Below are 25,060 nucleotides of genomic sequence, written 5' to 3' on the forward strand. Positions count from 1 at the left end.
TTAAATTAGTTCAAAAGAAGAATCCGCAGAAGCGGGAGGAAGTGAAGTTTTATGCCAATCCGGTAAATGTTGGGCATAAGTCGCTAGATGACATTGCACGTGACATTGCTGGACGTTCGTCATTGACACGTGGTGATGTGTCGAACGTGTTGTATAACTTTATTGATTGTCTGCCACATTATCTCCGTGATGGTTTCAGCATTCAGCTAGGTAATTTCGGCTCAATGCGTGTCACGTTGTCGAGCAAAGGTGCGGAAACGGAAAAAGCTTTTAAGACCGAGACGATTAAGCCTCGTGTGGTCTTCACTCCTGGTACAGAATTGAAGCGAGAGTTGGCTGCAAACTCCTACGAATCGTTGAGGAAGAAAGATGAAGAGGAAAAAAGCCTCACCCCCGCCCCCTCTCCAAAAGGCGAGGGGAGTGAAGAACACCCTGGACCGCAGGTAGGGTGAGTTAGGATATGTACTACGGGAGCATTTTTTAGGTTGATTCAGGGTATCAATCGTTCTGTAATAAGACAATCGATTATATTAATTGTGAAATTAATGTCTTTCAAAACTAGTGTATTAATTTGGTTCTCTCGCTTCCGTGGTACACTGCCTCACCCCCAACCCCTCTCCCGAGGGAGAGGGGAGTGCCTAACGGGGTGCAGTTAGGAAGGAGGACTTAATAGGATGAGGGTGTGTCAAAAAAGCATTTGCATTTTGGTACACTCTTCTTTTTTAGTACCTTTGCATCATAATTAAAACTCAAACATTATGATTATTGATTTCGATAAGATTGCTGAAGAGCATATAGAAGGCTTCAAAGGTGGAAAAGGGAAACTTGATATGCGTGCGTTTGTTGATGATAAGGCTCGTATCATGTATTCAACATTACGACCTGGTGCATGTAGTGGAAAGCATCAACATGTTGGTACTTTTGAAGCGATGTTTGTTATCAGTGGCGAATTAACTGTACATTATGATGATTGTATGGAAGTAGCAAGGGTGGGACAATTACATTATTGTCCAGAGGGACACTTCCATTGGTTTGAGAATTGTACAGATCATGATGTTGTATATCTTGCTATTGTACCAACATTGGGATAGTAATTGCTAGTAGGAGTATAAAAACAATTAGCGGCAGACAATAATGTCTGCCGCTAATTGTTTTTATCTTTCTTACTTTTATCATCTCTCCATTACACCTTCAATATACAATCGGGTCATTTCATTTTTACCATTGGTGCGCACGGTGATACTCTTCTTAAAGTGTCCTGCAAATTTTCCAGTACCATTGTAGGTTACATCAATACTACCTTTTTGTCCAGGAGCGATAGGACGCTTGTCATAGCGTGGGATAGTACATCCACAGCTTGCAATAACTTGATTGATGACTAGCGGCGCATTACCAATATTTGTGAAAGTGAATGTTGTTTTTTGTACGGGACTACTCTCCTTAAATGTTCCGAAATCATGAGTTACCTTATCAAATTTAATCTCTGCTTGATTCTGTGCAACTGCAAAAGTTACTCCCATAACTAGTAGGAGTGTCATTAATAAGAGCTTTTTCATATTATATTTCCTTTAGTTGTTTCTTATTATTTTGGTGCAAATTTAGTTAGAAAGTTTATAGTTTCCATGCTGTTTCACAATAATTAAGTAGGAATTATTAAATATTAGTCATCAAATTAGCGTTAGGACTGAAAGTTTCCTTCACGTTCTTATATTTTTGTAAGGTATATCCTGATTCTCATTTAAAGTTAGTATCTTTGCATAAACTTATAGTTTAGAGGACAAAATAATCAACATAATAATTATGTATAGAACGAATACTTGTGGAGAGCTGCGCCTTTCGGATGCAGGCAAGGAAGTAACCCTAGCTGGATGGGTACAGCGCTCACGTAAAATGGGAGGTATGACCTTTGTCGACCTTCGTGATCGTTATGGTATCACTCAGTTAGTTTTTAATGAGGCTGATAATGCTAGTCTATGTGGTGAAGCCAACAAGTTAGGACGTGAATATTGTATTCAAGTAAAAGGTATTGTTAGCGAGCGACAAAGTAAGAATAGTAAGATTCCTACAGGTGATATTGAAATTATAGCCAAGGATTTGAATGTACTAAGTCCTTCTTTGACACCTCCTTTCACCATTGAAGATAATACTGATGGCGGTGATGATTTGCGAATGAAGTATCGCTATCTTGATCTTCGTCGTGAAGCTGTACGTAAGAATCTTGAGTTACGTCATAGAATGACAATCCTTATCCGCAATTTCCTAGATTCACAGAAATTTATGGAAGTTGAGACTCCAATTCTTATTGGTTCTACGCCAGAAGGAGCTCGTGACTTCGTTGTTCCATCACGTATGAATCCTGGACAATTCTATGCTTTACCACAGAGTCCACAAACTTTGAAACAGTTGTTGATGGTAGCAGGTTTCGATCGTTACTTCCAAATTGCAAAGTGTTTCCGTGATGAAGACTTGCGTGCCGATCGTCAGCCTGAGTTTACTCAGATTGATTGTGAGATGTCATTTGTAGATCAAGATGATGTTATCAATCTGTTTGAAGAGATGGCTCGTCATCTTTTCCGTGAGATTCGTGGTGTTGAACTTCCTAAGCTAGAACAGATGACATGGCATGAGGCTATGAAACGTTTTGGTTCTGATAAACCTGACTTGCGCTTTGGTATGGAGTTCGTTGAATTGATGGATGAGTTGAAAGGTACTGGATCTTTCTCTGTATTCGATGAAGCTAATTATATTGGCGGTATCGTCGTTCCTGGTTGTGCTGATTATAGTCGTAAGCAGCTCAATGAACTTACAGATTTTGTTAAGCGTCCACAGGTTGGAGCACATGGTCTTGTATTTATCAAGTATAACACGGATGGAACAGTTAAGAGTTCTATTGATAAGTTCTATACCCCAGAGCAATTACAGAAAGTAAAGGAGACAACAGGTGCCAAAGATGGTGATCTTGTTTTGATATTGTCAGGTGATAATGCAAATAAAACACGTGTACAGCTCTGTTCTCTACGTCTTGAGATGGGTGATCGTTTAGGTCTTCGTGATAAGAATGTATTCAAGTGCTTATGGATTATTGATTTCCCATTGTTTGAGTGGAGCGATGAAGAGCAGCGACTTATGGCAACTCACCATCCATTTACCATGCCTAATCCTGATGATATTCCATTGTTAGACGAGCATCCAGAGCAAGTACGTGCTAAGGCTTACGACTTTGTTTGCAATGGAATTGAAGTTGGTGGCGGTTCACTCCGTATTCATGATACTCAATTACAAGAGAAGATGTTTGAGGTTCTTGGCTTTACTCCAGAACGTGCAGAAGCACAATTTGGTTTCTTGATGAATGCCTTTAAGTATGGAGCACCACCTCATGCAGGTCTTGCTTTCGGTCTTGATCGTTTCGTAAGTATTCTTGCTGGTCTTGATTCTATTCGTGATTGCATTGCCTTCCCTAAGAATAATAGTGGTCGTGATGTGATGTTAGATGCTCCTTCTGCTGTAGATCAGAAGCAATTAGACGAATTGGAGATTAAACTTGACATAAAAGATTAGTCATATTGTTGATTTATATCAATAAAATCAATATTGTTGAAATTAATCCATTCATATCAGTTTACTTTTTGTAAAATGTATTTAAGACTTTAGGATATTTGATGTATCTTTGTAAGCAAATACTAATAAATAGTGATTTGGTCAAATTGAATGAGACTTTAATTTTGTAAGATTATGACAGAAAAGAAAGAAGTTAAGTCTGCTCCTAAGGCGGCAGCAAAGAAAGCCACTACCAGAAAGTCAGCTTCAAAGGCTACAGCCATTGCTATCAACGAAGTAAATGTTGGTTACCGAGCAGGTGATGTTTACAATGCGCTTGCAGCTGAAGAAAAAGCTCTCAGTGTAGCAGAGATTGCAAAGGCAGCTAGTATTTCTACCGAAGAAGTTTATTTGGGTATTGGTTGGCTTTTAAAGGAAGGAAAAGTTAAGGACGAGGGCAATAAAGTTACACTTGCCTAATCGAATACATTAACATTAGAATAGAAAGGGAGCCGTATGAAAGTGTATTGACTCCCTTTTTTATATGCAATACGATAAAGAAATAATCCGCGTGCTTGTTGAAGCTGGTGAAGAGGGGCTTTCTGTTTGGAAAATCTCCCATCATGTTTATAATGCTTGCAATTCTCTTTTCCATCCAATAGTACAAGACGATGTACGTAAATATGTACAAGGTTATCTCTTGAAGAATAGTAAATTACCCAGTTCTTTGATAGAGAGAGTTAGAAAAGGCATCTATCGTCTCAATGCAAATAATAGTTTCTCACAGCAATTTATTCTTCAATTTCGTGATGAGAAAGAAGATTCTACGATAGAAAAGCCTATGAAAGACCAAAGTCTTTCATTATTTTGAAAACTCTATCATCTAAATGCCAGTTAAATAAGAAAAAGTTCTTATAAGCTGGTCATTATATTTTTTATTTGTATATTTGCAAATATATTAATTTCAGACACAATCTATGGCACAATCGGATAATCATCTTGTTATTATGGCTGGCGGAGTCGGTAGTCGATTCTGGCCAATGAGTACAACAGAGCACCCTAAACAGTTTATAGATGTTTTAGGAGTTGGGAGGACTCTTGTGCAATTAACTTATGATCGTTTTGAGGGCGTGGTTTCTCCAGATAATGTTTGGGTAGTAACCAATCAGAAGTATGTTGACTTAGTTCATGAGCAACTGCCAGAGATACCACTGAATCACATTCTAAGTGAGCCTTGTCGTCGTAATACAGCTCCCTGCATTGCCTATGTCAGTTGGCGTATTAAGAAAGAAAATCCTAAGGCTAACATCGTCGTTTCTCCAAGTGATCATATTGTTATGGACAATACGGAGTTCAGACGTGTTGTTACGAATTGTATGAAGTTTACAGCGGAAACAGATGCTATTGTTACGTTGGGAATGAAACCAACACGTCCGGAAACGGGTTATGGTTATATTCAGGCTGATCTTTCAAATGCTTCTGCACGTAACAAGGAGATTTATCGTGTTGATCACTTCCGTGAGAAGCCAGACCTTGAGACGGCTGAACAATATATTCGTCAAAATAATTTCTTTTGGAATGCTGGTATCTTCATTTGGAGTGCATCAACAATCGTAAATGCTTTCCGTATTTATCAGCCGAGTGTCGCCCGTGTGTTTGAGAGGATTATGGATGTTCTTGGCACTGCTGAGGAGCAACGTATCATTGATGAGGTATATCCTGAATGTGAGAATATTTCTGTTGATTATGCCATTATGGAGCGTGCTGAAGAGATCTTTGTCTGCCCAGCGTCTTTTGGATGGAGCGACTTAGGCACTTGGGGTTCTCTTCTTGCGCAGAGTCAGCATGATTTATATGGGAATGCGACTATTGGTAAAGAGATACATCTCTTTGATAGTCGGAATTGTATCGTCCATACAACAGAGGAACGCAAAGTAGTGATTCAAGGTTTGGATGGCTATATTGTTGCGGAACAAGGAGGTAAATTACTGATTTGTAAACTCTCTGAAGAACAAAGATTGAAGCAGTTTACGGGGGAAGGATAAGGTTTTTCTCTTCCCACGATATATTTGAAAACTTATATCCACATAGTATGTGTAACATCTTTTGAAGCACATAATATGTGGATATATTAGTAAAATGAGTTGAGCAAAAGAGTCATTTTACGAATTTAGAATAAGCATTTTAAGTCTTTATATCATTTGATTATTCGTCTTTATGGGTTTAATGAAGTTACTTCCAAAGATTGTTTTTTTCATTTCTGTAAATCTTTCTTGTCCATTAATAGCGCAGGTTCCAACATTAGTAAGGTTGAATCCTCAACATTATTTCCATCAAAATTTGCCGAAAGGTAATTATAGTGGTCTGACATGGTTAGGTGGTAATTCTTATGCCGTGGTATCAGACAAGGCAGAGAGAAGTGGCTTCTTTATTTTTCATATACAACTTGATAGTATAACTGGCGATATTCGCAATATAACTTCTGATGGCTTTCGTGCATCTTCCGATGGAAATCATGATGAGGAGGGGATTGCTTTCTTACCAAAAGATAGTACAATTTTTATTTCTAGAGAGGCTGATAATAGTATTTTAGAATATGATTTGCATGGACAGCTAACTGGTAGACGTCTCAAAGTACCCTCTATTTTCAATGGTTCTACGGCACAATATGGCTTTGAAGCACTTACTTATAACAAGAAAACCCACTTGTTTTGGACCACTTCAGAGAGTACTTTACGATGTGATGGTGCGCAGGCTAATCCTCAAAATCAAGTTTGTAATCGCTTACGTCTACAAAGTTTTGATGAAAACCTACTGCCTCAAACTGAATATGCCTATCGTATGGATAGTCCAAAGACAAAGAAGAATGCCTCTAATTATGCTATGGGGGTGCCTGCTTTGACAGCTTTAAATGATGGGCGATTACTTGTTTTAGAACGAGAGTTCCTAGTAACTCAAGGTAAATTAGGTTCATTTGTCATCAATAAAATCTATTGCGTCAATCCAAACGTAGGTATTTCTGTCTCTCCCGATACAGCCCTTCAATCTGATTCGCCCTATCTTGCGAAGACATTAATAGCCGAATGGAAAACGACTTTAAGCTTATTTTGTCAAGATTTGGCTAACTATGAAGGTATGTGCCTTGGTCCTCAACTTGCAAATGGTAGTCAGGTTCTTGTCCTTTGTGCGGATAGTCAAAACCAGTATGGAGGTGTTTTGCGTGATTGGTTTCGTACGATTGTTATTCGTTAGCCGTCTGTTTTGTTTGTGAATATCCTTTACATTTACTTTTTTCAATCTAGCTTTTATAACAAGACATTATTCGTAAAAAATAAGTGCTAGGTAGCTTTTTTAAAAAACGTATATAGGTTTTTGGCAAATCGTACCTCCGTTTTTCATAAATTGTACCTCCGTTTTTCTCAAAATGTATATAGGTTTTTGCTAAAAAGTAGGTCAGTTTTCGACAAAAAGTATATACATTTTGACTAAAAAGTATAGTATTTCTGATTTGAAAGATTATACTTTTTTCCTAAGACATTGATTATTAGTTCGTTATCTTTCTGTTAAGAACTTCTCTGTAATTTGAATATTTGAGGGCGATTATAGGAGTCTTGAATAATATCGCAGCTATGGGTATTCAAATTAGCAATATTCTATTACAAAAATGATTTGAATAAAATCCTCTTATCCGCTCACCTTTACTTGTCATTTAGTTATAGAACTAACTTGGAGATAAGACAGAATTTTATTCAAATCATTGATTACAATATTGAGAATAGGGGAGTGTTGCCCTTAGTTTTCCCGTGTTTTACTTCATCTTTTTATGGAGCTTCCGCAGAGCTTTATTGCGTATTTGTCGTACACGTTCGCGCTTTAATCCCATATCTTCGGCTATTTCTGCCATTGTGTAGTGTGTGCCATTAAGCCCATAAATAGCCGATATGATTTTCTTTTCCCTTTCGTTGAGTTCGTTCAAGCCTTTTTGAATCTCAAAACTTAGTAATTCTTTGTTCAAATGCTCGTCAGTCTTTGGCGTATCCTCATTTTCTAATACGTGTTGTAGAGTGAAGTTATTGCTACTACCTACAGGGATGGGTTGGTCAATGGAGATAGCACGAGATCGTTTTTGTTCAAATTTACTTTTCTCATCTTTAGGCAATTTATAGAGCGAAACCTGTTCTTTTATTGCCTCTTCCATAGCCTTTCTGATATAAGGTGCGGCATAAGTAACGAAGCGCACCCCTTTCGTTCCATCGAATTTCTGGGCAGCGTGCATCATTCCTATGTTACCTTCGCTGACTAAATCATCTTCTCCTAGCCCTTGATTCCTATATTGATGTGCCAGTGAGACTACAAACTTTAGATTAGCTTTTGTCAACTTTTCTAATGCTTTGGCATCACCTAACTTAATTTTAGAAGCAAGTAATTGTTCTTCCTTATCAGTTAAGAGTTGCTCTTGTATGATTTCTTCTATATATTTCTCGTTTACACTCATGATACACAATATTTAAAGTTGAGGATTTGATATGTTGACAATATGGATTTTACTTCTGTTTTTGGTTCTTCTTGCGTTTGATATACCATTTAGCAAGGAAGTAAATGCACGCAATGAGTACTAGGACAATGAGTCCAATCTTGATATATTCTCCATATTCAAGAATCTTTTCCTCGAGTTGTTCTTCTGGAACAAACGAGTGCATATAATGACCTAATAATGCGAGAATACTATGCCATGCACCAGCACCGATTGTTGTATAGAGGAGGAAGCGCCAATAACTCATCTTCGCAAGTCCGGCAGGGATAGAAATAAGGTGACGTATACCAGGAAGTAATCGCCCCGTGATGGTTGCTACCAATCCATGTTTATCAAAATATTTCTCACTCTTTTCTACTTTCTCTTGATTGAGCAGGCACATGTGTCCCCATTTACTATTTGCGAATTTGTAAATAAGAGGTCGTCCGAGATACCATCCTGCGAGATAATTGATAGTAGCACCGCAATCAGCTCCTAGCGTTGCAAAGAGAATGACAAGCCACATATCAAGATTTCCGCCTGCTGCATGATAGGCGGCAGGTGCAACCACTAACTCTGATGGTACGGGGATGACCGTACTTTCTAAAAGCATCAAGAGAAAGATGGTGCCATAGTTAAGGTGTCCGAGTAGGGTTGTGATAAAACTCATAATTGTATTCTAATTAATTAATATAATTGTTATTTCAAGTGTTGATACTTGGGTAATCTTTTATCTCTGTTCCTGGGGGATAGAGGTCAGACAAAACATCTTGACATTCCCTGGGATTCCGTTCTATTGCTATTTGAAGAAATTGCTTATATTCTTCCGTTTTTTTGAGTTCATAGCAGCAACGTGCCAAATAAGCAAAACCTTCAGTCCAATCCTTCGCTGCGTTTGGTAAATAATTAATAAGAATACGATAAGTTAACTCAAAGTATCCATTATCAAATATTGAGATAGCCACATTGATAAGTGCCTGATCTTTATTTTCTGATTCGGTTATAGATTGGAAATAGAAGTCTAATGCTTCCTTAGGGTGACCAAGAATCAGATAGAGATGACCAATGGTGACATCAATAATACTGAAGTCAACATGGTGACAAGTCTGCCGATATTGTTGGTAATATTTCAGTGATTCAACAAAATTATCCAGAGAGAAAAGTCCATTTGCTTTGTTAAGTAAGGCCTCTTCATCATTAGGATTTATAGCTAGTGCGTATTCGCTGGATGTAATGGCTCCCTGAACATCATTGCGCAGGAATTGTATTTGGGTGAGTTGATTCCAATACGCACAAGAATAAGGATTGCCGTCGATGAGTTCGTTAATAAGGGTTTCGCTAGCTTCATATTTGCCTTGCCCTTTAAGAATACGAACTTTAATCTCTTTGTATTCATCTTCGTTAATCATAGTAGATTGATTCAGCCATTTCTCAGCATAATCAATCTCTTCATAATCAGCGAAAAGAGCCGCCGCATCTATTGCAAACTCCTCATGGTCATCCTCGTCTATTACATTATCATATTGCTCTTGTAGATATTGGTCGGCTTTGCTCACCTGATTATCCGCAATCATAATTTCAGCTTTTAGATAGAGATAGTCTAAATCACTCTTATCGACGATTGTTTCTGCAATTTCATTTGCAAGTGTTGGGTTGTTGTAAGTGAGTAGAGCCATTCTCGCTTTAAATGCTAATGGTGCAGTCGCTGTGGGATAAAGGTGATTCGTGTAATTAGCAGTCTCTAGTGCTTTTTCATCTTGTCCAATGGAATAATAATATTCAGCAACATCAGTGAGATCCTCGGAATCAAGGAACTCACTGATGTTATTGTCTCGCAACTCTTCATATCTTTGAAGAAGTCGTTTGAACTTTTTGCTTTGATAATATATATCCAAATTACTTTCTAATGAGTGTTATGCTTTTGCCTTCTTGGTCCAGGTATCTTTTAGCCCTACAGTCTTGTTGAATACAAGGTGGTCTGTAGTAGAATCTGGATCAAGCATAAAGTAACCTGTGCGTTGGAACTGGAGATAATCTCCAGGTTTCTTCTCTGCAAGGAACTTTTCTACATAGCATTCAGTGCGTACTGATAGACTTTGAGGATTTAATAATTCGCGGAAGTCACGCTCGTCAGCTGATGGATTCTCTACGTTGAAGAGACGATCGTACTCACGAACCTCAGCCTTTAAGCAGTGGTCTGCGCTTACCCAATGGAGAGTTCCCTTTACTTTACGATCAGAACCAGGCATACCGCTCTTGCTATTCTCATCATATTCTGCCTGAATCTCAATAATATTACCTTCAGCATCCTTTGTACAACCTGTACATTTAATAATATAAGCGTTCTTTAAACGTACTTCCTTACCAGGAGTCATACGGAAGAATTTCTTCGGAGCATCTTCCATGAAGTCTGCACGCTCTATCCAAAGATTCTTAGAGAATGTGATAGTATGTTTACCATCTGCCTCATTCTCTGGATTGTTAATAGCCTCCATCTCCTCGGTCTTATCTTCTGGATAGTTGGTAATGACAAGTTTAACAGGATCAAGAACCGCACTAACACGTGTAGCTTTCTTATTTAAATCATCGCGTACAGCCGCTTCCAATAAGGCAACGTCATTGAGCGCATCAAACTTAGTATAGCCAATAGAATCGATAAAATTGCGGATTGACTCTGGAGAATAGCCACGACGGCGCATACCGCATAGGGTAGGCATACGTGGATCATCCCAACCATTGACGAGATGTTCGTCTACAAGTGTATGGAGTTTGCGCTTAGACATTACGGTATATGTAAGGTTTAAGCGGTTAAACTCAATCTGCCTTGGACGATTGTCATGTAGATTGTCTGCCGTTCCGTCACATTCTTTGAGGAAGTCTACAAACCTATCATAGAGTGGGCGATGTGGTACAAACTCAAGTGTACAGATAGAGTGGGTGACACCTTCGAAGTAATCACTCTGGCCATGTGCAAAATCATACATTGGATAGCAATGCCATTTTGTACCAGTTCTGTGATGTGGTATCTGAATGATTCGATAGATGATAGGATCACGGAAGTGCATGTTAGGGTTAGCCATATCTAACTTAGCACGTAACACCATACTTCCTTCTACAGCTTCTGGGGTATTCATCTTTTCGAATAGGGCAAGATTCTCCTCAATTGGGCGATCTCGATAAGGAGATGCTGTTCCTGGAGTAGTAGGCGTTCCCTTCTGTTCTGCAATCTGCTCAGCTGTTTGTTCGTCTACGTATGCTAAACCTTTTTTTATCATCCAGATGGCAAAGTCCCAAAGTTTCTCAAAGTAGTCACTTGCATAATAGATATTGCCCCATTTGAATCCAAGCCAACTAATATCATGGAGGATATTCTCTACATATTCATTATTCTCTTTACTTGGATTGGTATCATCAAAACGAAGATTACAAACACCATTATAATGTTCTGCAACACCAAAATCCATGCAAATAGCTTTTGCGTGTCCTATGTGGAGATAGCCGTTTGGCTCTGGCGGGAAACGTGTTTGAATACGTCCTCCGTTCTTACCTTCTGCAAGATCTTCCTCTACCAGTTGTTCTACAAAGCTTAAACTTCGCTTCTCTTCATTGGTGTTATTCTCTATCGTAGTCATATTTTCTTGTTTATTATTTAGTTGCAAAGTTACTTATTTTTTCTTGTTTATGATAATGTTTCCTAGAATTTAATAAAGTTGAAATAAGCATTTATTTATATTGTTCGATACAAATGTCCATTTTGTCGTTATGCTCTTTGATTGTATATAGAAAATTATTAATACCTTGTGTTAATTATCTGATATGTAATAAAAAAAATAATATTTTATAATAAAAATAGTTGTGGAAAAGTTTGCGAGAGAAAAAAAAATACCTTATCTTTGCAATCGTTATCCTGAATACAATCTTTTTACCTTAAAGAAACTAATACCTATTGAGATTGAATGCCTGTCGCTGTGAAGCGTTAGGCATTTTTATTTTATCATTGTTCTAAAGGTGATAGTTCTTTGTATGAAATGATGGTTTCTCAGTTTAATAAGCATAGATGATTACTAAGAAATTCTTTTATCAAAAATGATGTTTTTGATAGTTTATAGTTGGAAAGTTCTTTATTATATGTATGTTACGTGTAATTTAAAAAGAAATCTTTTCTTGTAAGTTGTGTTTTCTCGTATAGATAATGTAACTTTGCAAGAAACTTATTAATTATGAAGAATTTTTTTAAGGACTTGAGGCGAAAGGATCACCCACATGTATTGGGTGCCTTGGATATTTTTAAATATATAGGACCTGGGCTATTAGTTACCGTTGGATTTATTGATCCAGGAAACTGGGCAAGTAACTTTGCAGCAGGATCGGAATATGGTTATGCCTTATTGTGGGTTGTTACCTTATCAACTATTATGTTGATAGCATTACAGCATAATGTTGCGCACTTGGGCATTGTGACGGGTTTATGTTTGAGCGAAGCTGCTGTGAAGTATGCTCCAAAATGGGTGGGGCGACCTATTATTATTAGTGCGATTCTTGCTAGTATATCGACATCGCTTGCTGAAATACTAGGTGGAGCAATTGCTTTGCAGATGTTATTCGGAATGAGTATTCCAACAGGTTCCGTACTTACTACTGTGGCTGTTCTTATCATGCTCTTTACAAATAGCTACAAGAAGATGGAACGTGCCATTATTGGTTTTGTATCAATGATTGGACTTTCATTTATTTATGAGTTGTTCTTGGTTGACATTCATTGGCCGTCAGCAATCGAAGGAGCTTTTGTGCCAACTGTTCCTCAAGGATCCCTCTTAATTATTATGAGCGTATTGGGAGCCGTTGTAATGCCTCATAATCTTTTTCTCCATTCTGAGATTGTTCAGAGCCGTGAGATACATTTAAAAGGTGACGAGCGCATTCAGCACATGTTAAAGTATGAGTTTGTTGACACCTTATTTTCGATGATAATAGGTTGGGCAATCAATTCAGCTATGATTTTATTAGCGGCGACAACCTTCTTTTCACATGGTCAGCATGTAGAAGAACTCTCTCAAGCACAAGCCATGTTACAGCCCCTATTAGGTAATAATGCAGCAAATATCTTTGCTATAGCCTTGTTATTGGCTGGAATCTCTAGCACAATTACAAGTGGAATGGCTGCAGGTAGTATCTTTTCTGGCTTGTTTGGTGAGTCATATAATGCAAAAGATACACACTCTATCTTAGGAATCGTTTTGTCATTAGGCTTAGCTCTTTTGATAATATTCTTTATTGGCGATCCTTTTAAAGGACTAATCATCTCGCAGATGTTCCTATCTGTGCAACTTCCTTTTACAGTTTTCTTGCAAGTGGGCTTAACATCTTCTAAGCGCGTCATGGGTAAATATGCTAATAGCAAAATCAATATGATCTTCTTGTATTCATTGGCAGGCATTGTTACATTATTGAATATTTGGCTATTGTTTGAGAGTGTATAGAACATGTGATACAAGCAAGTAACCATTTTGAAATGTTATTTTATAGTTAAAAGTGTAACTGATTTATTATTTTAACGATAAGACTATTCTTCCCAATGGCAGGTGTATATGGTGATTATACTGGTTACCTTGATAAGGTAGGAAGCCAAGGTGGTTACTGGACTTCTACAAGTAATCCTAATGGAACACAGGCAAGTGCCTTCCAACCTCAATATATGACCAACGCTGCCCAGATACAGGTTTCTCCTGGAAAAACAAGTTCGGCAATGCTTGCTAAATATTTCATGTATAGCATTCGTCCAATTTATGTAGGACAGTAATATAGAAGGTCACCCAACTGGCTCTTTCCAACTCCTTCCCACGCAGGGAGGGGATCAGATACAACAATATCCTTGTGGATATGCACGTAGTGGGGAACTGAAAGAAGGGGGACTAAGAAAAGAATATAAGTAAAAAGGGAAGATGTAAAAGATGATTTTACGTCTTCCCTTTTTCTTTTGCCATGTCCTTCTATTCATTATTTCTCGGTTAAAATTCATTGTGCTTTAACCTTTTGTTCTCTCTTATTCTTTGATAGGTTAAGACTTCACAATTAGAATGATTGTGGATAGCTAGTGACAGGTTGACTATTATTAGTTTTAGTGTTTGTATAAGTCAACTTTTACTAAGGATAATTATCCAAGGTTATCAACCTGAATCAGGAATTTATATAATGAACTAAGATAGGGTTATTATTCTTCGCGAACAATTTCAATATTCTTCGCGAACAATTTTGATTTTCTTCGCGAAGAATTTTATGCGCTTCTTAGTTGATAGAGTTCAAGAATATAAAAGCCCATCAACCTGCATCTTCTTCTTCATTTTCGATTGCCTTTGACGAAAGTACATTTCGTGGGGCACGAAAGTACATCTTGTGGGGCACGAAAGTATATATTGTCAATGACGAAAGTATATATTGTCATACACGGGATTCGAGGTGCATCTCTATTTGTGTATGAAAGCTTATACTAGGGAATTAAAAAAACTTCTGAAAAACCAGATAGCTGGCGTTTCAGAAGTTGAAATTATGTATAGCTAATTGTTGCGTTATTTTATTCCACGCTCATTGAGAGCTTTGGCATATTTTGTAGCATTCTCTTGATGCTCTTGATAAGTCTTTGCGAAGTTATGCGTTCCGCTAAAGTCTTCTTTTGCACACATATAAATGTAGTCATGATGTACATAATTCAAAACAGCGTCAATGGCTGCAACAGAAGGTATGCGGATTGGGCCAGGTGGTAAGCCACGATACTTATATGTGTTGTAGGGATTATCAATGGTAAGCCACTTTTGGTATATGCGATGTGCCGTAAAGTTTTTAGTGGCAAACTTTATTGTTGGGTCAGCTTGTAGTGGCATATTGATGTGCAGACGATTGATATACATACCAGCGATTTTTGGCATTTCTGCAACATTTGATGTCTCTTCGTCAACGATACTTGCGAGTGTAATTACTTCGCTCTGCGTTAGACCTGCGGCTTTCGCTTTTTCTTTCCGTTCAAATGTCCAGAACTTTTTATTTTCTTCAGACATCTTGTCTAGAAACTTGTCTACTGATGTGTCCCAATAGAAGTCGTATGTGTTTGGGATAAACATTGCTGGAATTGTTTCAGGTGTGAATCCATATTTCTTACATGTGGCAGGTGAGGTTAGTCGTGCAAGTAGTTCACTACGTGTAAACATCATTTTACTGCTTATCTCTTTAGCTAAGTCATTAAGCGTTCTAACTGGTTTAATAGTTAGTTTGACAGGAGCTTGCAAGCCGTTTCTTATATGTCTGAATGTTTGAAGTGAACCAGCTGAACCTACAGCAAACCTACCTGTCCGGATATTATCACCATAGCCAGTGATTTTAGCTAACTGTTTGAATACCCAAAAGGCTTGTGGAGTAGAGAGTGGTTGCAGCTTAGTGTAGACGGAATCAGCGTTATCATTCTGATCAATCAGAATATATTGCTCTTTCCCTGTTCTCGACATTCCTGCAAAGAAAAGAAAGTAAATGATACCGATTAGTACAACAGCAATAGTTGTGAGTACCAATTTCTTTTTCGATTTCTTGTTATTCTTCGATTTGTTTGCCATCTTGTTATGCTTAATTATCAATGTTGCAAAGTTACATAATTCTCCATTAAAAGTGTTGTTGTATGTGATATAGATCGATACTTTTTTTGAAATTTAAGAGAAAAGATAGTCTGTTTTCTCTATTATTGCGTAATTTTGCCCATCGTAAAACAAGGGATAATGAAGGATTTTGATACTTACATTTTCGATTTAGATGGTACGCTGTTAAGTAGTTTAGATGATTTAGCAGCAAGTACGAATTATGCATTGCGATGGGCTGGTATGCCAGAAAGGACATTGGAAGAGGTTCGTATGTTTGTTGGTAATGGGGTTAAACTTCTGATGGAGCGTGCTATTCCTGATGGTCTGCATAACCCTCGCTTTGAAGAAGTGTATGCAAAGTTTCGTGAGCACTATTTGAAGCACAATCTGGATAGGACTCGTCCTTATGATGGTGTATTGGAACTTCTTGCAGAGTTAAAACAGCGTGGAAAGAAACTTGCTATAGTAAGTAACAAGTTTTATGCAGCTACACAGGATCTTGCTCATCATTTCTTTGCTGACACGATAGAAGTAGCTATTGGGGAACGAGAGAATATTCGTAAGAAACCAGCTCCAGATACAGTTCTCGAAGCACTTCGTCAGTTAGGTGCATCTAAAGACGGGGCGGTTTATATCGGTGATAGTGATGTGGATGTTATGACGGCAAAGAATAGTGGATTGCCTTGTATTAGTGTTCTTTGGGGCTTCCGAGATAAAGAATTTTTGATAGAACATGGGGCAACCTTGTTTGTGGAGACCCCACATGATATACTGGCTAAGCTCTAAAACGATTTTTGTCATGCTGTAAATTATGAATCTATTGTTATAAGATTTAATTTACGACATGACAAAAACGAATATTCTATCTACTTTGTAATAAAGCTCGTTTAATCATCGAGCAGTGTAGACGAACGTACACGGCTTAGTGTCTCTGGTGTCATCTGTAAATAACTTGCAATGTAAACGAGCGGTGCTCGAAGTACGACTTGTGGATTTAATTTGCACATTCTCTTGTATCGAGCTTGTGCGGTTTCAAATCGAACAAGGTCTGCGTGTATCTGTGAAATGATTAGACTCTCTTCAAGGATTTTACGATACAGAATCTGTATGTTTACATTGTGTAAAGCTACTTGTTCTAGTCTCTGTTTAGGGAGAGCATAAATAAGTGTTGGTTCCAATGCCTCCACCTGTAATTTCGTTGGTTCTTCTTGAAAGAGACTTTCGATACACATTATAACACCATGATCTTCTCCAAGGTGCTCTGTTATCTCTTTACCATTCTTAAAATAGAACTGACGTACGAGTCCTTTTTCTATATAATAAAAGTGCTTGCATACTTCTCCTTCATTGAGAATCATCTGCCCTTTGCTGAATTTCATTGGTACTAGGATACTCTCGAGGACATCTAATTCCTCGTGAGTCATAGTACTATATTTGCGTGCTAATTCACGTGCAATATCTCTAGTATCATTTGATAATTCTTTCATTTTTCCTATCCTTTCTTTTTCTTATCCTTTAGTCTAATTTCAATACAGCAAGGAATGCTTTTTGTGGAACCTGTACATTCCCAATCTGTTTCATACGTTTCTTACCTTTCTTCTGTTTCTCCAAAAGTTTGCGCTTACGGCTAATATCGCCTCCATAACATTTAGCGGTAACGTCCTTTCGTACCTGCTTAACAGTCTCTCTTGCGACAATCTTAGCCCCGATAGCAGCTTGTATTGCAATATCGAACTGTTGGCGAGGAATCAGATCCTTTAGTTTCTCACACATTCTTCTCCCGAATGTGACTGCGTTACTCTCATGTGTTAATGTAGAAAGAGCATCTACAGGCTCTCCATTTAAAAGAATATCAAGCTTTGCTAGTTTGGATGGGCGGAAAGAATCTATATGATAATCAAACGAGGCATAACCTTTTGAAATACTCTTCAATTTGTCATAAAAATCAATCACAATCTCACCAAGAGGAATCATGAAGATTAGTTCAAGACGATTACCACTTACATAGTTCTGACTTACTAATTCACCACGTTTATCAAGGCACAAAGTCATGATAGGACCAATATAGTCGCTTGAAGTGATGATAGAAGCCTTTATAAAAGGTTCTTCAATATGGTCAATCATGGTTTGATCTGGCAAACCAGAAGGATTATGAACTTCCTTCTCGTTGCCCTGCTTGTCATAAACCATGTAGCTAACATTCGGAACTGTGGTAATGACGTCCATATTAAATTCACGATCTAATCGTTCCTGCACAATCTCCATGTGTAATAGACCGAGGAATCCACAACGGAATCCAAATCCTAGAGCCTGTGAGCTTTCTGGTTGGAATGTTAGTGAGGCATCGTTAAGTTGTAATTTCTCTAGAGAGGCACGAAGATTCTCATAATCGTTTGGATCAATAGGGTAGACACCAGCAAAAACCATTGGCTTTACTTCTTGGAATCCTTCGATAGCATGCTTGCAAGGAGCATCAATGTGAGTAACAGTGTCACCGACCTTTACCTCTGTTGCATTTTTTATGCCAGATATAATATAACCCACTTCACCTGTCGAAAGTTGTTTGGTGGGTACCATATCCATTTTCAATACACCCACTTCGTCTGCAGTATATTCCATCCCTGTTTGAACGAACTTTACTTTATCGCCTTTCTTTATGACACCATTGTCGACCTTGCAAAGGGTAATAATACCACGGAAGGAGTTGAAAATAGAGTCGAATATAAGTGCTTGTAGAGGGGCTTTCACATCTCCTTTTGGTGCAGGAATGCGCTTTACAATAGCCTCAAGTATCTCTGGGACTCCCTCGCCTGTCTTACCACTAGCACGAATAATATCTTCAGGATCACAACCAATCAAGTCGACAATCTCATCTTCAACTTCTTCTGGCATTGCGTTAGGCATGTCAATCTTGTTGATGACAGGGATAATCTCTAGATTGTGATCAATGGCCATATAAAGATTTGATATTGTCTGAGCCTGTACACCCTGAGTCGCATCAACAATGAGTAAAGCCCCTTCGCAAGCAGCAATACTACGTGATACTTCATAAGAGAAGTCGACGTGTCCTGGAGTATCAATAAGGTTTAATACATATTTTTCCTTATCGAAAGTATATTCCATTTGAATGGCATGACTCTTAATCGTGATGCCACGCTCACGCTCCAAATCCATGTCGTCAAGCATCTGCCCTTCAGTAATCTTGATTGTTTGGGTGTATTCAAGAAGACGATCGGCCAAAGTTGATTTACCATGGTCAATGTGGGCAATAATGCAGAAATTTCTTATATGATCCATCAGTTCGTTCTATAATTTGAGATGCAAATATAATCATAAATTCTGAGAATGTGGAATGATGAATTAGGAAATTAGCTATTTTTTGTTATCTTTGCAAAGAATATTTGATAGAGAATTAAGCTCATTGGGAATCTACTTTATGATATATTCCAATGAAATAATAATAAAAGAATTAATTATGAAGCGTTTATTCTATTTTGCTTTAATGGTGGCACTTTGTTCTTCTTGTCATAGGAGCTTAGAAGATAGAGCAACTCAGGAATGTAAAGAATATACAGAGAAAAAATGTCCAACTCCAGTAGTAGATAATGTACGGTTGGATAGTATGGTCTTTGAATCGACTACTCGAACCATTCATTATTATAATACGCTTGTTGGTACAGCTGATAATAGATTGGTTATTGATAAACAACAAGGTAAATTACGACAAGCCTTGAAAGAAGGTTTAAGATCAGATGCAGGAACGAAAGCTTATAAAGATGCAGGCTTTAACTTCCAATATACCTACCATTCTGAAAAGAAGCCTTCAGAAGTATTGTTTGATGCAACTTATACTACAAAAGATTATCAATAGATAGATTCTTTATTACATTCAGGATTACTTCTAGTGCAGACATCATGTGTTCCACATTCAAAGACTTATATTGCCATAGATCTGAAATCGTTCTATGCCAGTGTGGAGTGTGTTGAGCGTGGCTTGAATCCTTTGACAACTAATCTTGTCGTCGCTGATGTCAGTAGAACGGAAAAGACAATTTGTTTAGCTGTATCACCTTCTCTTAAATCTTATGGTTTACCAGGGCGTGCACGTTTATTTGAGGTTGTTCAACGTTTGCGCGAAGTCAATAATAAACGAAAGGAAGAATTGTTAGAAGGAAGCTTTACTGGTAAGTCTTCCAATGCAATTGATTTAGAACAGCATAAGGATTGGGAAGTTGATTATATCACGGCAGTCCCAAGAATGGCGCATTACATTCAACATAGTGCCAAGATATATAGTATCTATTTGCGATATGTAGCACCAGAGGATATACATGTGTATTCGATAGATGAGGTGTTTATAGATGCTACACCTTATCTTTATAGTTCTAAACTATCTTCTCATGATTTTGCCATGAAGATGATTCGTGATGTTCTTCGTGAGACAGGGATAACAGCTACAGCAGGTATAGGAACTAACTTGTATCTTTGTAAGGTGGCGATGGATATCGTGGCAAAGCATATACCAGCTGATAAGGATGGAGTTAGAATTGCTGAATTAGATGAGCATAGTTATCGTAAAAGTCTATGGAATCATAAACCACTTACAGACTTTTGGCGTGTAGGGCATGGTATTGCCCAACAATTATATGCTTATGGAATTGACACTATGGGCAAGATAGCTCGTAGGTCTCTTGAACAAGAAGAATTGTTTTATAAGCTCTTTGGCGTTAATGCAGAATTATTGATAGATCATGCTTGGGGCTGGGAACCATGTACAATGGAAATGGTGAAAGCTTATCGCCCAGAATGTAATTCTATGAGTAGTGGGCAAGTATTACATGAAGCTTATACTTTCCAGAAAGCAAAAGTTGTTGTACAAGAGATGGTTGATGCCTTGTCTTTAGATTTAGTTGAGAAACGTTGTGTTGCAGATCAACTTGTTCTTTATGTTGGATATGATAAAGATAGTTTGATATCAACGAAGGTAAATGATTATACTGGTCCGATATCTAAAGATTGGTATGGACGTAAAGTGCCTAAACATGCTCATGGTTCCGCTACTTTTCCTCATTTTACTTCTTCTTCACATATAATGACTCAAACAATTTTAAAGCTTTATGAAGAGATTGTTGATAGAAGATTGCTTATTAGACGAGTAAATATTTCATTGAATCATGTACTTCGAGAAGAATTTATCAATAATAGAGCTCCAAAACCTGTTGAGTTGGATCTTTTTGCAGATAATGATGCCTCAATAAAGAAGCGTGAAAAAGAAAGGAAAGAACTAGCACGTGAACGGAGAATGCAAGAAACGATATTAAACATCAAACAGCGTTTTGGTAAGAATTCACTATTGCGAGGATTAAATTTTGAAGAAGGTTCTACGGCACGTGAACGTAATAAACAAATTGGAGGACATAAAGCATGACAGATAAGTATGATGACATAATCAATCTCCCTCATCATGTCTCTAAACGACATCCACGGATGAGTCTTTATAACCGGGCTGCACAATTTGCGCCTTTTGCTGCGCTTACTGGATATGAGGAAGCTATTGCGAAAGTTATTCGTGATACAAATGCAAAGAAAGAAGATAATGAGATGGATATATAGTGCAATGCTTTATATCGAAGCCTTACATTGCTAAGTTTATCTCTTTGTGAATCTAATATTATCATAACCTACAAGTTTATCTGTTCTTCCACCTTGTGGGCGGAAATAAATAAGAGCTTGATAGCTATTCTCTGTTTGATAATGACTCTTATCAATGGTAAAGGGCACTAACTCTCCTTGATTATTTACTGCTATGAATTGATAATTGTAATAACCCAACTTCAAAGGTAAGGCGGCTTCATAGCATTTCTTCGTAGGGTTATAGGTCATTTCATATTGCGGCAATAAGCGACTATACGTCCAATCACTATTTAAAAAGATATGATAAGGAGCTGGTTCTGGTACATTTAGTTGGAAATGCGTGATAACATAGTCACTTGTTGTATTGCTTTCTATATTATTTGAATTACGGATAAGGAAAGCACCATCAGCATCCTCTTCGTAGATATAATTTAATAATGGTGTTGTGATAAAAGGATAAGCATGGAAATTACTACCATCCCAAGCTACATGATCTATGCCCATTGAAGCCACATCGGTCGATAGAAGTTCAAATTTACGATATTCGTTGCCTCCCCAGAATATATAGTCCTTATCATGTATCCATTGTAAACCATTATTCATTACATATTGTGGTTTACTATTCCATCTAGCATCTAGCCAGTTACGATTTTGTAATACAACCGTTTTAATTTGTTGTTGTGGATTAGAAACAATGTAATTCCCATAATTTACAGCCATTTCAATCTGCTGATTTGCATCATTAATCGTAGCATCCGTTTGAGTTGTCACACTCAGTTTAACGCCCATTGCGTTTTCGGCAGGCTCAATAAGCATAAAGCACGCAGTCAACAAAGGCTTTTTGTTATCATCAAAGACCGTTAATCTGTAATTACCTGAAATCTTTGGTTGACAATCCTTGTTTGGAATTTCTAGATGATAATGTGTGTATAAGGTGTTAGTTAAGGTAGACTCTTTTACATCGTCTATTAAATTATCATTGAGAAAGCCATCTGCAATATCACTATCAAAAAGATTTTCTGATGTTTTCCAGTCAGCTTCACAATGTTCTATACTATAAGTCATTCGTCGATAAGTATGCGTAAGATCATCAAAATCAATACTAATCTTGCCGCCGTTTAGATACATTATAGGTAATGTTAGCCAGTTCTGATTAGCAACGACCTGCAATGACCGAATATTATTATCGATAATCTCGTGTCTCTGTGCGGAGATACTTATAGGAAAGAATGATAATAAGAGGCAATAGAATGTAAGGAGCAGCTGTCTCATGCGTCTTCTTCCAAAATATTTTGAAGGAAACTATCTAAATCCTTGTCTAGTCCTTGCATAAGATCACCACCAATGATTCCTAAATCATCATCAACAAGATACAATTCCGTTATACAATTCTTATCATCATCTTCTAGCACGAAGCTATAAGGCTTCATAATAGAAAGATTCTCTATTATATCTTTAACACGATTCATCTCAGAACGCAGTACTAACGCTATTTCTGGATAAAAGTTATCGCTCTTATTATCAATCCATTCTTCGATAACACAACGAGTAATTTCGTTATCATTATCATCAAATGCCATCAGGTCGCCACTATCTTGAGAAGCGCGTAAATGGAGATCAGTCATAGACAGGTTACAATCACTTGCTGTGAATTTCTGTGCGATTTTCTTTAAGAAACGTTCAATTTGTTGCTGAGTCTGTTCGGCTACTTTCATCGTTGGTATGATATTTATTTATTATGGAGGCAAATATACAAAAAGTTTTCTGTTTTATATTATCTCGTCGTTTTTTTTACGTTCTTTTTTTGTTGATAATGAAAAAAGCGTTATCTTTGCAACGAAACTTATGGTTTTATTAACCTAAATAGAAGGTAATCTTAAAAAGCAAATGAAACAAACAATTCTTGTTACAGGTGGTACTGGTTTCATTGGTTCTCATACAAGTGTTGAACTGATAGAAGCTGGTTATGATGTCGTTATAGTAGATGACTTATCTAATTCTAAGATTGAGGTATTAGATGGTATTGAAAAGATAACGGGTGTGCGTCCTGCTTTTGAACAGGTAGACCTTCGTGATCGCGAAGCAACAGAAAATGTATTCCGTAAGTATCCTAAGATTGAAGGTATTATCCACTTTGCTGCCTCAAAAGCAGTAGGGGAGAGCGTACAGAAACCATTAATGTACTACAGAAATAATATTGTTTCACTGGTTAATTTACTTGAATTAATGCCTGAATATGGCGTTGAAGGAATTATTTTCTCTAGTTCTTGCACCGTATATGGTCAGCCAAATCCAGAGAATTTGCCAGTGACAGAAAATGCGCCTCATCAGAAAGCTACCTCACCTTATGGCAATACAAAGGAGATTAATGAGCAAATAATCCTTGACTACATCCATAGCGGAGCAAACATCAAGAGTATTGTTTTGCGTTATTTCAATCCAATTGGAGCGCATCCTTCAGCATTGATTGGTGAATTACCTAACGGCGTTCCTAACAACTTGATTCCATTCGTTACGCAAACAGCGATGGGTATCAGAAAAGAATTAACCATCTTCGGTAACGATTATAATACACCTGATGGCACATGTATCCGCGATTATATCTATGTTGTTGATTTAGCTAAGGCGCATGTTGCGGCGATGAAGCGTATCTTAGATAATAAATCAGATAATATTGAATATTTCAACATTGGTACTGGTCACGGCAATACCACTCGTGAGATTGTTGAAACCTTCGAGAAAGCTACGGGCGTAAAGGTGAATTGGAAGTTTGGTCCGCGTCGTGAAGGGGATATTGAGAAGATTTGGGGAGATTGCACCAAGGCTAATACTATATTGGGTTGGAAAGCAGATACCCCTTTATCTGATGTTCTTGCATCTGCCTGGAAATGGCAAGAGAAGCTAAGAACAGATGGAGTGATGTAATTAAAAAAAAGATACTGAATTAATTAATTAGAATTTTCATATACAATTAATTGCAGGGAATCCTGCTTTATTTTGTGTTTGTGTTGTTGTTATCCCTCGATGTGAATCGGGGGATAATTTTGTTTTCTGCTGTAATATCATCAAGTGATGAGGCTGTTTGAGAAATCAATAGACTACCTTTTCCCAAAAATAAAGACGCCACGGGCAAATTGCTCGTGGCGTCTTGTGTCTAGGGAATGAGATTTAGCCAACTACTGGTCCATTCTCTTCGTGCTCGTTCTTCTCCTCTTTCTTCTTCTTCTTGCTTTTAGGTTTCTCCTGCGCAGCTACGCGGAAAAACTCTACATCCTTGAGTCTTCGGAAATCGGCGGTTGGAGTGAAGAGAATTTGTGTTTTGGAAATACATTCCGAAGGCCTGAAATCCTCTTCTTTGAGCACAGCTTTCGAGGTAAATGTTGGGCGGAATGTGCCGATAGGTCCGCCATCAACAATAAAACCATGCGAACAAAGTTCGTTTAACACTTTGCGGAAACGATAGAATACAGCCGCAATGTCAGCTTGACCAACGGTTGAATCGTCCGCCATGCGATCACATAGTTCATCAAAAGTGATGTGATGTTTCTGACAAACAGGGTGAGCAACGAAGACTTCCTGATTTTTCTTTTCGCCAATACTAACCTTGCGCTTTGTTAATGAGAAATCCATAAGCTAAATGGTTTTTTAATGTGTTTTAAATAAATTAGAGTGGGGTATCTGCACACTTCACAGTACTTACACTCAGATTGTATGCCGCAAATATAATGAAATTATTTGAATAAATAGGCAAAGG

Annotated in this window: 25 protein-coding genes; 14 read left to right on the plus strand and 11 right to left on the minus strand. The window is 37.7% G+C overall.

The features are described 5' to 3' along the window. Both HMPREF9969_RS07775 and HMPREF9969_RS07780 read left to right on the plus strand, forming a co-directional pair. The coding region (locus HMPREF9969_RS07775) for an HU family DNA-binding protein (RefSeq protein ID WP_009434506.1) at positions 1-452 on the plus strand (452 nt) is incomplete at its 5' end. Positions 453-758: 306 nt separating this feature from the next. Then, the gene (locus tag HMPREF9969_RS07780) at positions 759-1,091 is read left to right on the plus strand and encodes a cupin domain-containing protein (RefSeq protein WP_009435290.1); all 333 of its coding nucleotides are present in this window, start codon (positions 759-761) and stop codon (positions 1,089-1,091) included. A gap of 81 nt (positions 1,092-1,172) precedes the next feature. Here the strand turns inward: HMPREF9969_RS07780 and HMPREF9969_RS07785 are convergent, their stop codons facing one another. Continuing rightward, a complete protein-coding gene (locus HMPREF9969_RS07785; protein WP_009435289.1) occupies positions 1,173-1,556 on the minus strand; it encodes a DUF1573 domain-containing protein in 384 nt (127 codons plus the stop codon). 244 nt (positions 1,557-1,800) lie between these two features. Between HMPREF9969_RS07785 and aspS the strand changes: the two genes are divergently transcribed. The 5 genes from aspS (at position 1,801) to HMPREF9969_RS07810 (ending at position 6,789) form a co-directional block, all read left to right on the plus strand. Further along, positions 1,801-3,558, plus strand: coding sequence for an aspartate--tRNA ligase (gene aspS, locus HMPREF9969_RS07790; protein WP_009435271.1), 1,758 nt, complete (start codon positions 1,801-1,803; stop codon positions 3,556-3,558). Between the two features lie 174 nt (positions 3,559-3,732). Beyond that, positions 3,733-4,017, plus strand: a complete 285-nt coding sequence (locus tag HMPREF9969_RS07795; protein ID WP_009435287.1) for a winged helix-turn-helix domain-containing protein — start codon at positions 3,733-3,735, stop codon at positions 4,015-4,017. A gap of 64 nt (positions 4,018-4,081) precedes the next feature. Next, positions 4,082-4,408: a hypothetical protein gene (locus HMPREF9969_RS07800; RefSeq protein WP_036895480.1), complete on the plus strand. Its 327-nt coding sequence runs from the start codon at positions 4,082-4,084 to the stop codon at positions 4,406-4,408. A gap of 106 nt (positions 4,409-4,514) precedes the next feature. Then, positions 4,515-5,582 (plus strand): mannose-1-phosphate guanylyltransferase, encoded by a 1,068-nt coding sequence (locus tag HMPREF9969_RS07805; protein WP_009435267.1) that lies wholly within the window; start codon positions 4,515-4,517, stop codon positions 5,580-5,582. Positions 5,583-5,754: 172 nt separating this feature from the next. Then, positions 5,755-6,789, plus strand: a complete 1,035-nt coding sequence (locus tag HMPREF9969_RS07810; RefSeq protein WP_009435266.1) for an esterase-like activity of phytase family protein — start codon at positions 5,755-5,757, stop codon at positions 6,787-6,789. Positions 6,790-7,345: 556 nt separating this feature from the next. Here HMPREF9969_RS07810 and HMPREF9969_RS07815 read toward each other — a convergent pair. From HMPREF9969_RS07815 to HMPREF9969_RS07830, 4 genes are read right to left on the minus strand one after another with little or no spacing between them, the layout of a single operon-like run. Beyond that, complete coding sequence (locus tag HMPREF9969_RS07815; protein ID WP_009435291.1) at positions 7,346-8,032, minus strand: RNA polymerase sigma factor RpoD/SigA; 687 nt, start codon at positions 8,030-8,032, stop codon at positions 7,346-7,348. Between the two features lie 49 nt (positions 8,033-8,081). Continuing rightward, positions 8,082-8,720, minus strand: a complete 639-nt coding sequence (locus HMPREF9969_RS07820) for a DedA family protein (protein WP_009435281.1) — start codon at positions 8,718-8,720, stop codon at positions 8,082-8,084. A 34-nt stretch (positions 8,721-8,754) separates the two neighbouring features. Then, entirely contained in the window at positions 8,755-9,945 is a 1,191-nt protein-coding gene (locus tag HMPREF9969_RS07825; RefSeq protein WP_009435292.1) for a hypothetical protein, read from the minus strand. A gap of 18 nt (positions 9,946-9,963) precedes the next feature. Beyond that, positions 9,964-11,682: a glutamine--tRNA ligase/YqeY domain fusion protein gene (locus HMPREF9969_RS07830; RefSeq protein ID WP_009435273.1), complete on the minus strand. Its 1,719-nt coding sequence runs from the start codon at positions 11,680-11,682 to the stop codon at positions 9,964-9,966. A gap of 588 nt (positions 11,683-12,270) precedes the next feature. Between HMPREF9969_RS07830 and HMPREF9969_RS07835 the strand changes: the two genes are divergently transcribed. Together HMPREF9969_RS07835 and HMPREF9969_RS07840 are read left to right on the plus strand one after the other, a co-directional pair. Then, a complete protein-coding gene (locus HMPREF9969_RS07835; RefSeq protein ID WP_009435270.1) occupies positions 12,271-13,530 on the plus strand; it encodes an Nramp family divalent metal transporter in 1,260 nt (419 codons plus the stop codon). A gap of 95 nt (positions 13,531-13,625) precedes the next feature. Further along, on the plus strand, positions 13,626-13,850 hold the full coding sequence (locus tag HMPREF9969_RS07840; RefSeq protein ID WP_036895482.1) for a hypothetical protein: 225 nt from the start codon (positions 13,626-13,628) through the stop codon (positions 13,848-13,850). Between the two features lie 766 nt (positions 13,851-14,616). Here HMPREF9969_RS07840 and mltG read toward each other — a convergent pair. Next, entirely contained in the window at positions 14,617-15,651 is a 1,035-nt protein-coding gene (gene mltG / locus HMPREF9969_RS07845; RefSeq protein WP_009435293.1) for an endolytic transglycosylase MltG, read from the minus strand. A 159-nt stretch (positions 15,652-15,810) separates the two neighbouring features. On the opposite strand from mltG, the gene HMPREF9969_RS07850 reads away from it, so the two are divergent. Beyond that, a complete protein-coding gene (locus tag HMPREF9969_RS07850) occupies positions 15,811-16,458 on the plus strand; it encodes an HAD family hydrolase (protein ID WP_009435265.1) in 648 nt (215 codons plus the stop codon). 101 nt (positions 16,459-16,559) lie between these two features. On the opposite strand, the gene HMPREF9969_RS07855 is transcribed toward HMPREF9969_RS07850, so the two are convergent. Together HMPREF9969_RS07855 and lepA are read right to left on the minus strand one after the other, a co-directional pair. After that, complete coding sequence (locus HMPREF9969_RS07855) at positions 16,560-17,159, minus strand: Crp/Fnr family transcriptional regulator (RefSeq protein WP_009435264.1); 600 nt, start codon at positions 17,157-17,159, stop codon at positions 16,560-16,562. 28 nt (positions 17,160-17,187) lie between these two features. Next, positions 17,188-18,969: a translation elongation factor 4 gene (gene lepA / locus HMPREF9969_RS07860; RefSeq protein ID WP_009435272.1), complete on the minus strand. Its 1,782-nt coding sequence runs from the start codon at positions 18,967-18,969 to the stop codon at positions 17,188-17,190. A 178-nt stretch (positions 18,970-19,147) separates the two neighbouring features. Between lepA and HMPREF9969_RS07865 the strand changes: the two genes are divergently transcribed. The 3 genes from HMPREF9969_RS07865 to HMPREF9969_RS07875 are packed head-to-tail and all read left to right on the plus strand — an operon-like array spanning position 19,148 to position 21,285. After that, on the plus strand, positions 19,148-19,543 hold the full coding sequence (locus HMPREF9969_RS07865) for a hypothetical protein (RefSeq protein WP_009435286.1): 396 nt from the start codon (positions 19,148-19,150) through the stop codon (positions 19,541-19,543). A 33-nt stretch (positions 19,544-19,576) separates the two neighbouring features. Then, positions 19,577-21,100, plus strand: a complete 1,524-nt coding sequence (locus HMPREF9969_RS07870; protein ID WP_009435285.1) for a DNA methylase — start codon at positions 19,577-19,579, stop codon at positions 21,098-21,100. Further along, the gene (locus tag HMPREF9969_RS07875) at positions 21,097-21,285 is read left to right on the plus strand and encodes a hypothetical protein (RefSeq protein ID WP_036895485.1); all 189 of its coding nucleotides are present in this window, start codon (positions 21,097-21,099) and stop codon (positions 21,283-21,285) included. The genes HMPREF9969_RS07870 and HMPREF9969_RS07875 overlap by 4 nt, the downstream gene beginning before the upstream one ends. A 36-nt stretch (positions 21,286-21,321) precedes the next feature. Here the strand turns inward: HMPREF9969_RS07875 and HMPREF9969_RS07880 are convergent, their stop codons facing one another. Both HMPREF9969_RS07880 and HMPREF9969_RS07885 read right to left on the minus strand, forming a co-directional pair. Then, positions 21,322-22,578 carry a DUF5103 domain-containing protein gene (locus HMPREF9969_RS07880; RefSeq protein ID WP_009435263.1) on the minus strand — a complete coding sequence of 419 codons (1,257 nt, stop codon included), beginning with the start codon at positions 22,576-22,578 and terminating at the stop codon, positions 21,322-21,324. Continuing rightward, the gene (locus tag HMPREF9969_RS07885) at positions 22,575-23,021 is read right to left on the minus strand and encodes a hypothetical protein (RefSeq protein WP_009435269.1); all 447 of its coding nucleotides are present in this window, start codon (positions 23,019-23,021) and stop codon (positions 22,575-22,577) included. The genes HMPREF9969_RS07880 and HMPREF9969_RS07885 overlap by 4 nt, the downstream gene beginning before the upstream one ends. Positions 23,022-23,193: 172 nt before the next feature. On the opposite strand from HMPREF9969_RS07885, the gene galE reads away from it, so the two are divergent. Beyond that, positions 23,194-24,231: a UDP-glucose 4-epimerase GalE gene (gene galE / locus HMPREF9969_RS07890; protein WP_009435288.1), complete on the plus strand. Its 1,038-nt coding sequence runs from the start codon at positions 23,194-23,196 to the stop codon at positions 24,229-24,231. 243 nt (positions 24,232-24,474) lie between these two features. On the opposite strand, the gene HMPREF9969_RS07895 is transcribed toward galE, so the two are convergent. Next, positions 24,475-24,936: a DNA-binding protein gene (locus tag HMPREF9969_RS07895; protein WP_009435284.1), complete on the minus strand. Its 462-nt coding sequence runs from the start codon at positions 24,934-24,936 to the stop codon at positions 24,475-24,477. Positions 24,937-25,060: the final 124 nt, after the last annotated feature.

The organism is Prevotella sp. oral taxon 306 str. F0472 (genome assembly GCF_000257925.1).
Taxonomy (GTDB): Bacteria; Bacteroidota; Bacteroidia; order Bacteroidales; family Bacteroidaceae; genus Prevotella; species Prevotella vespertina.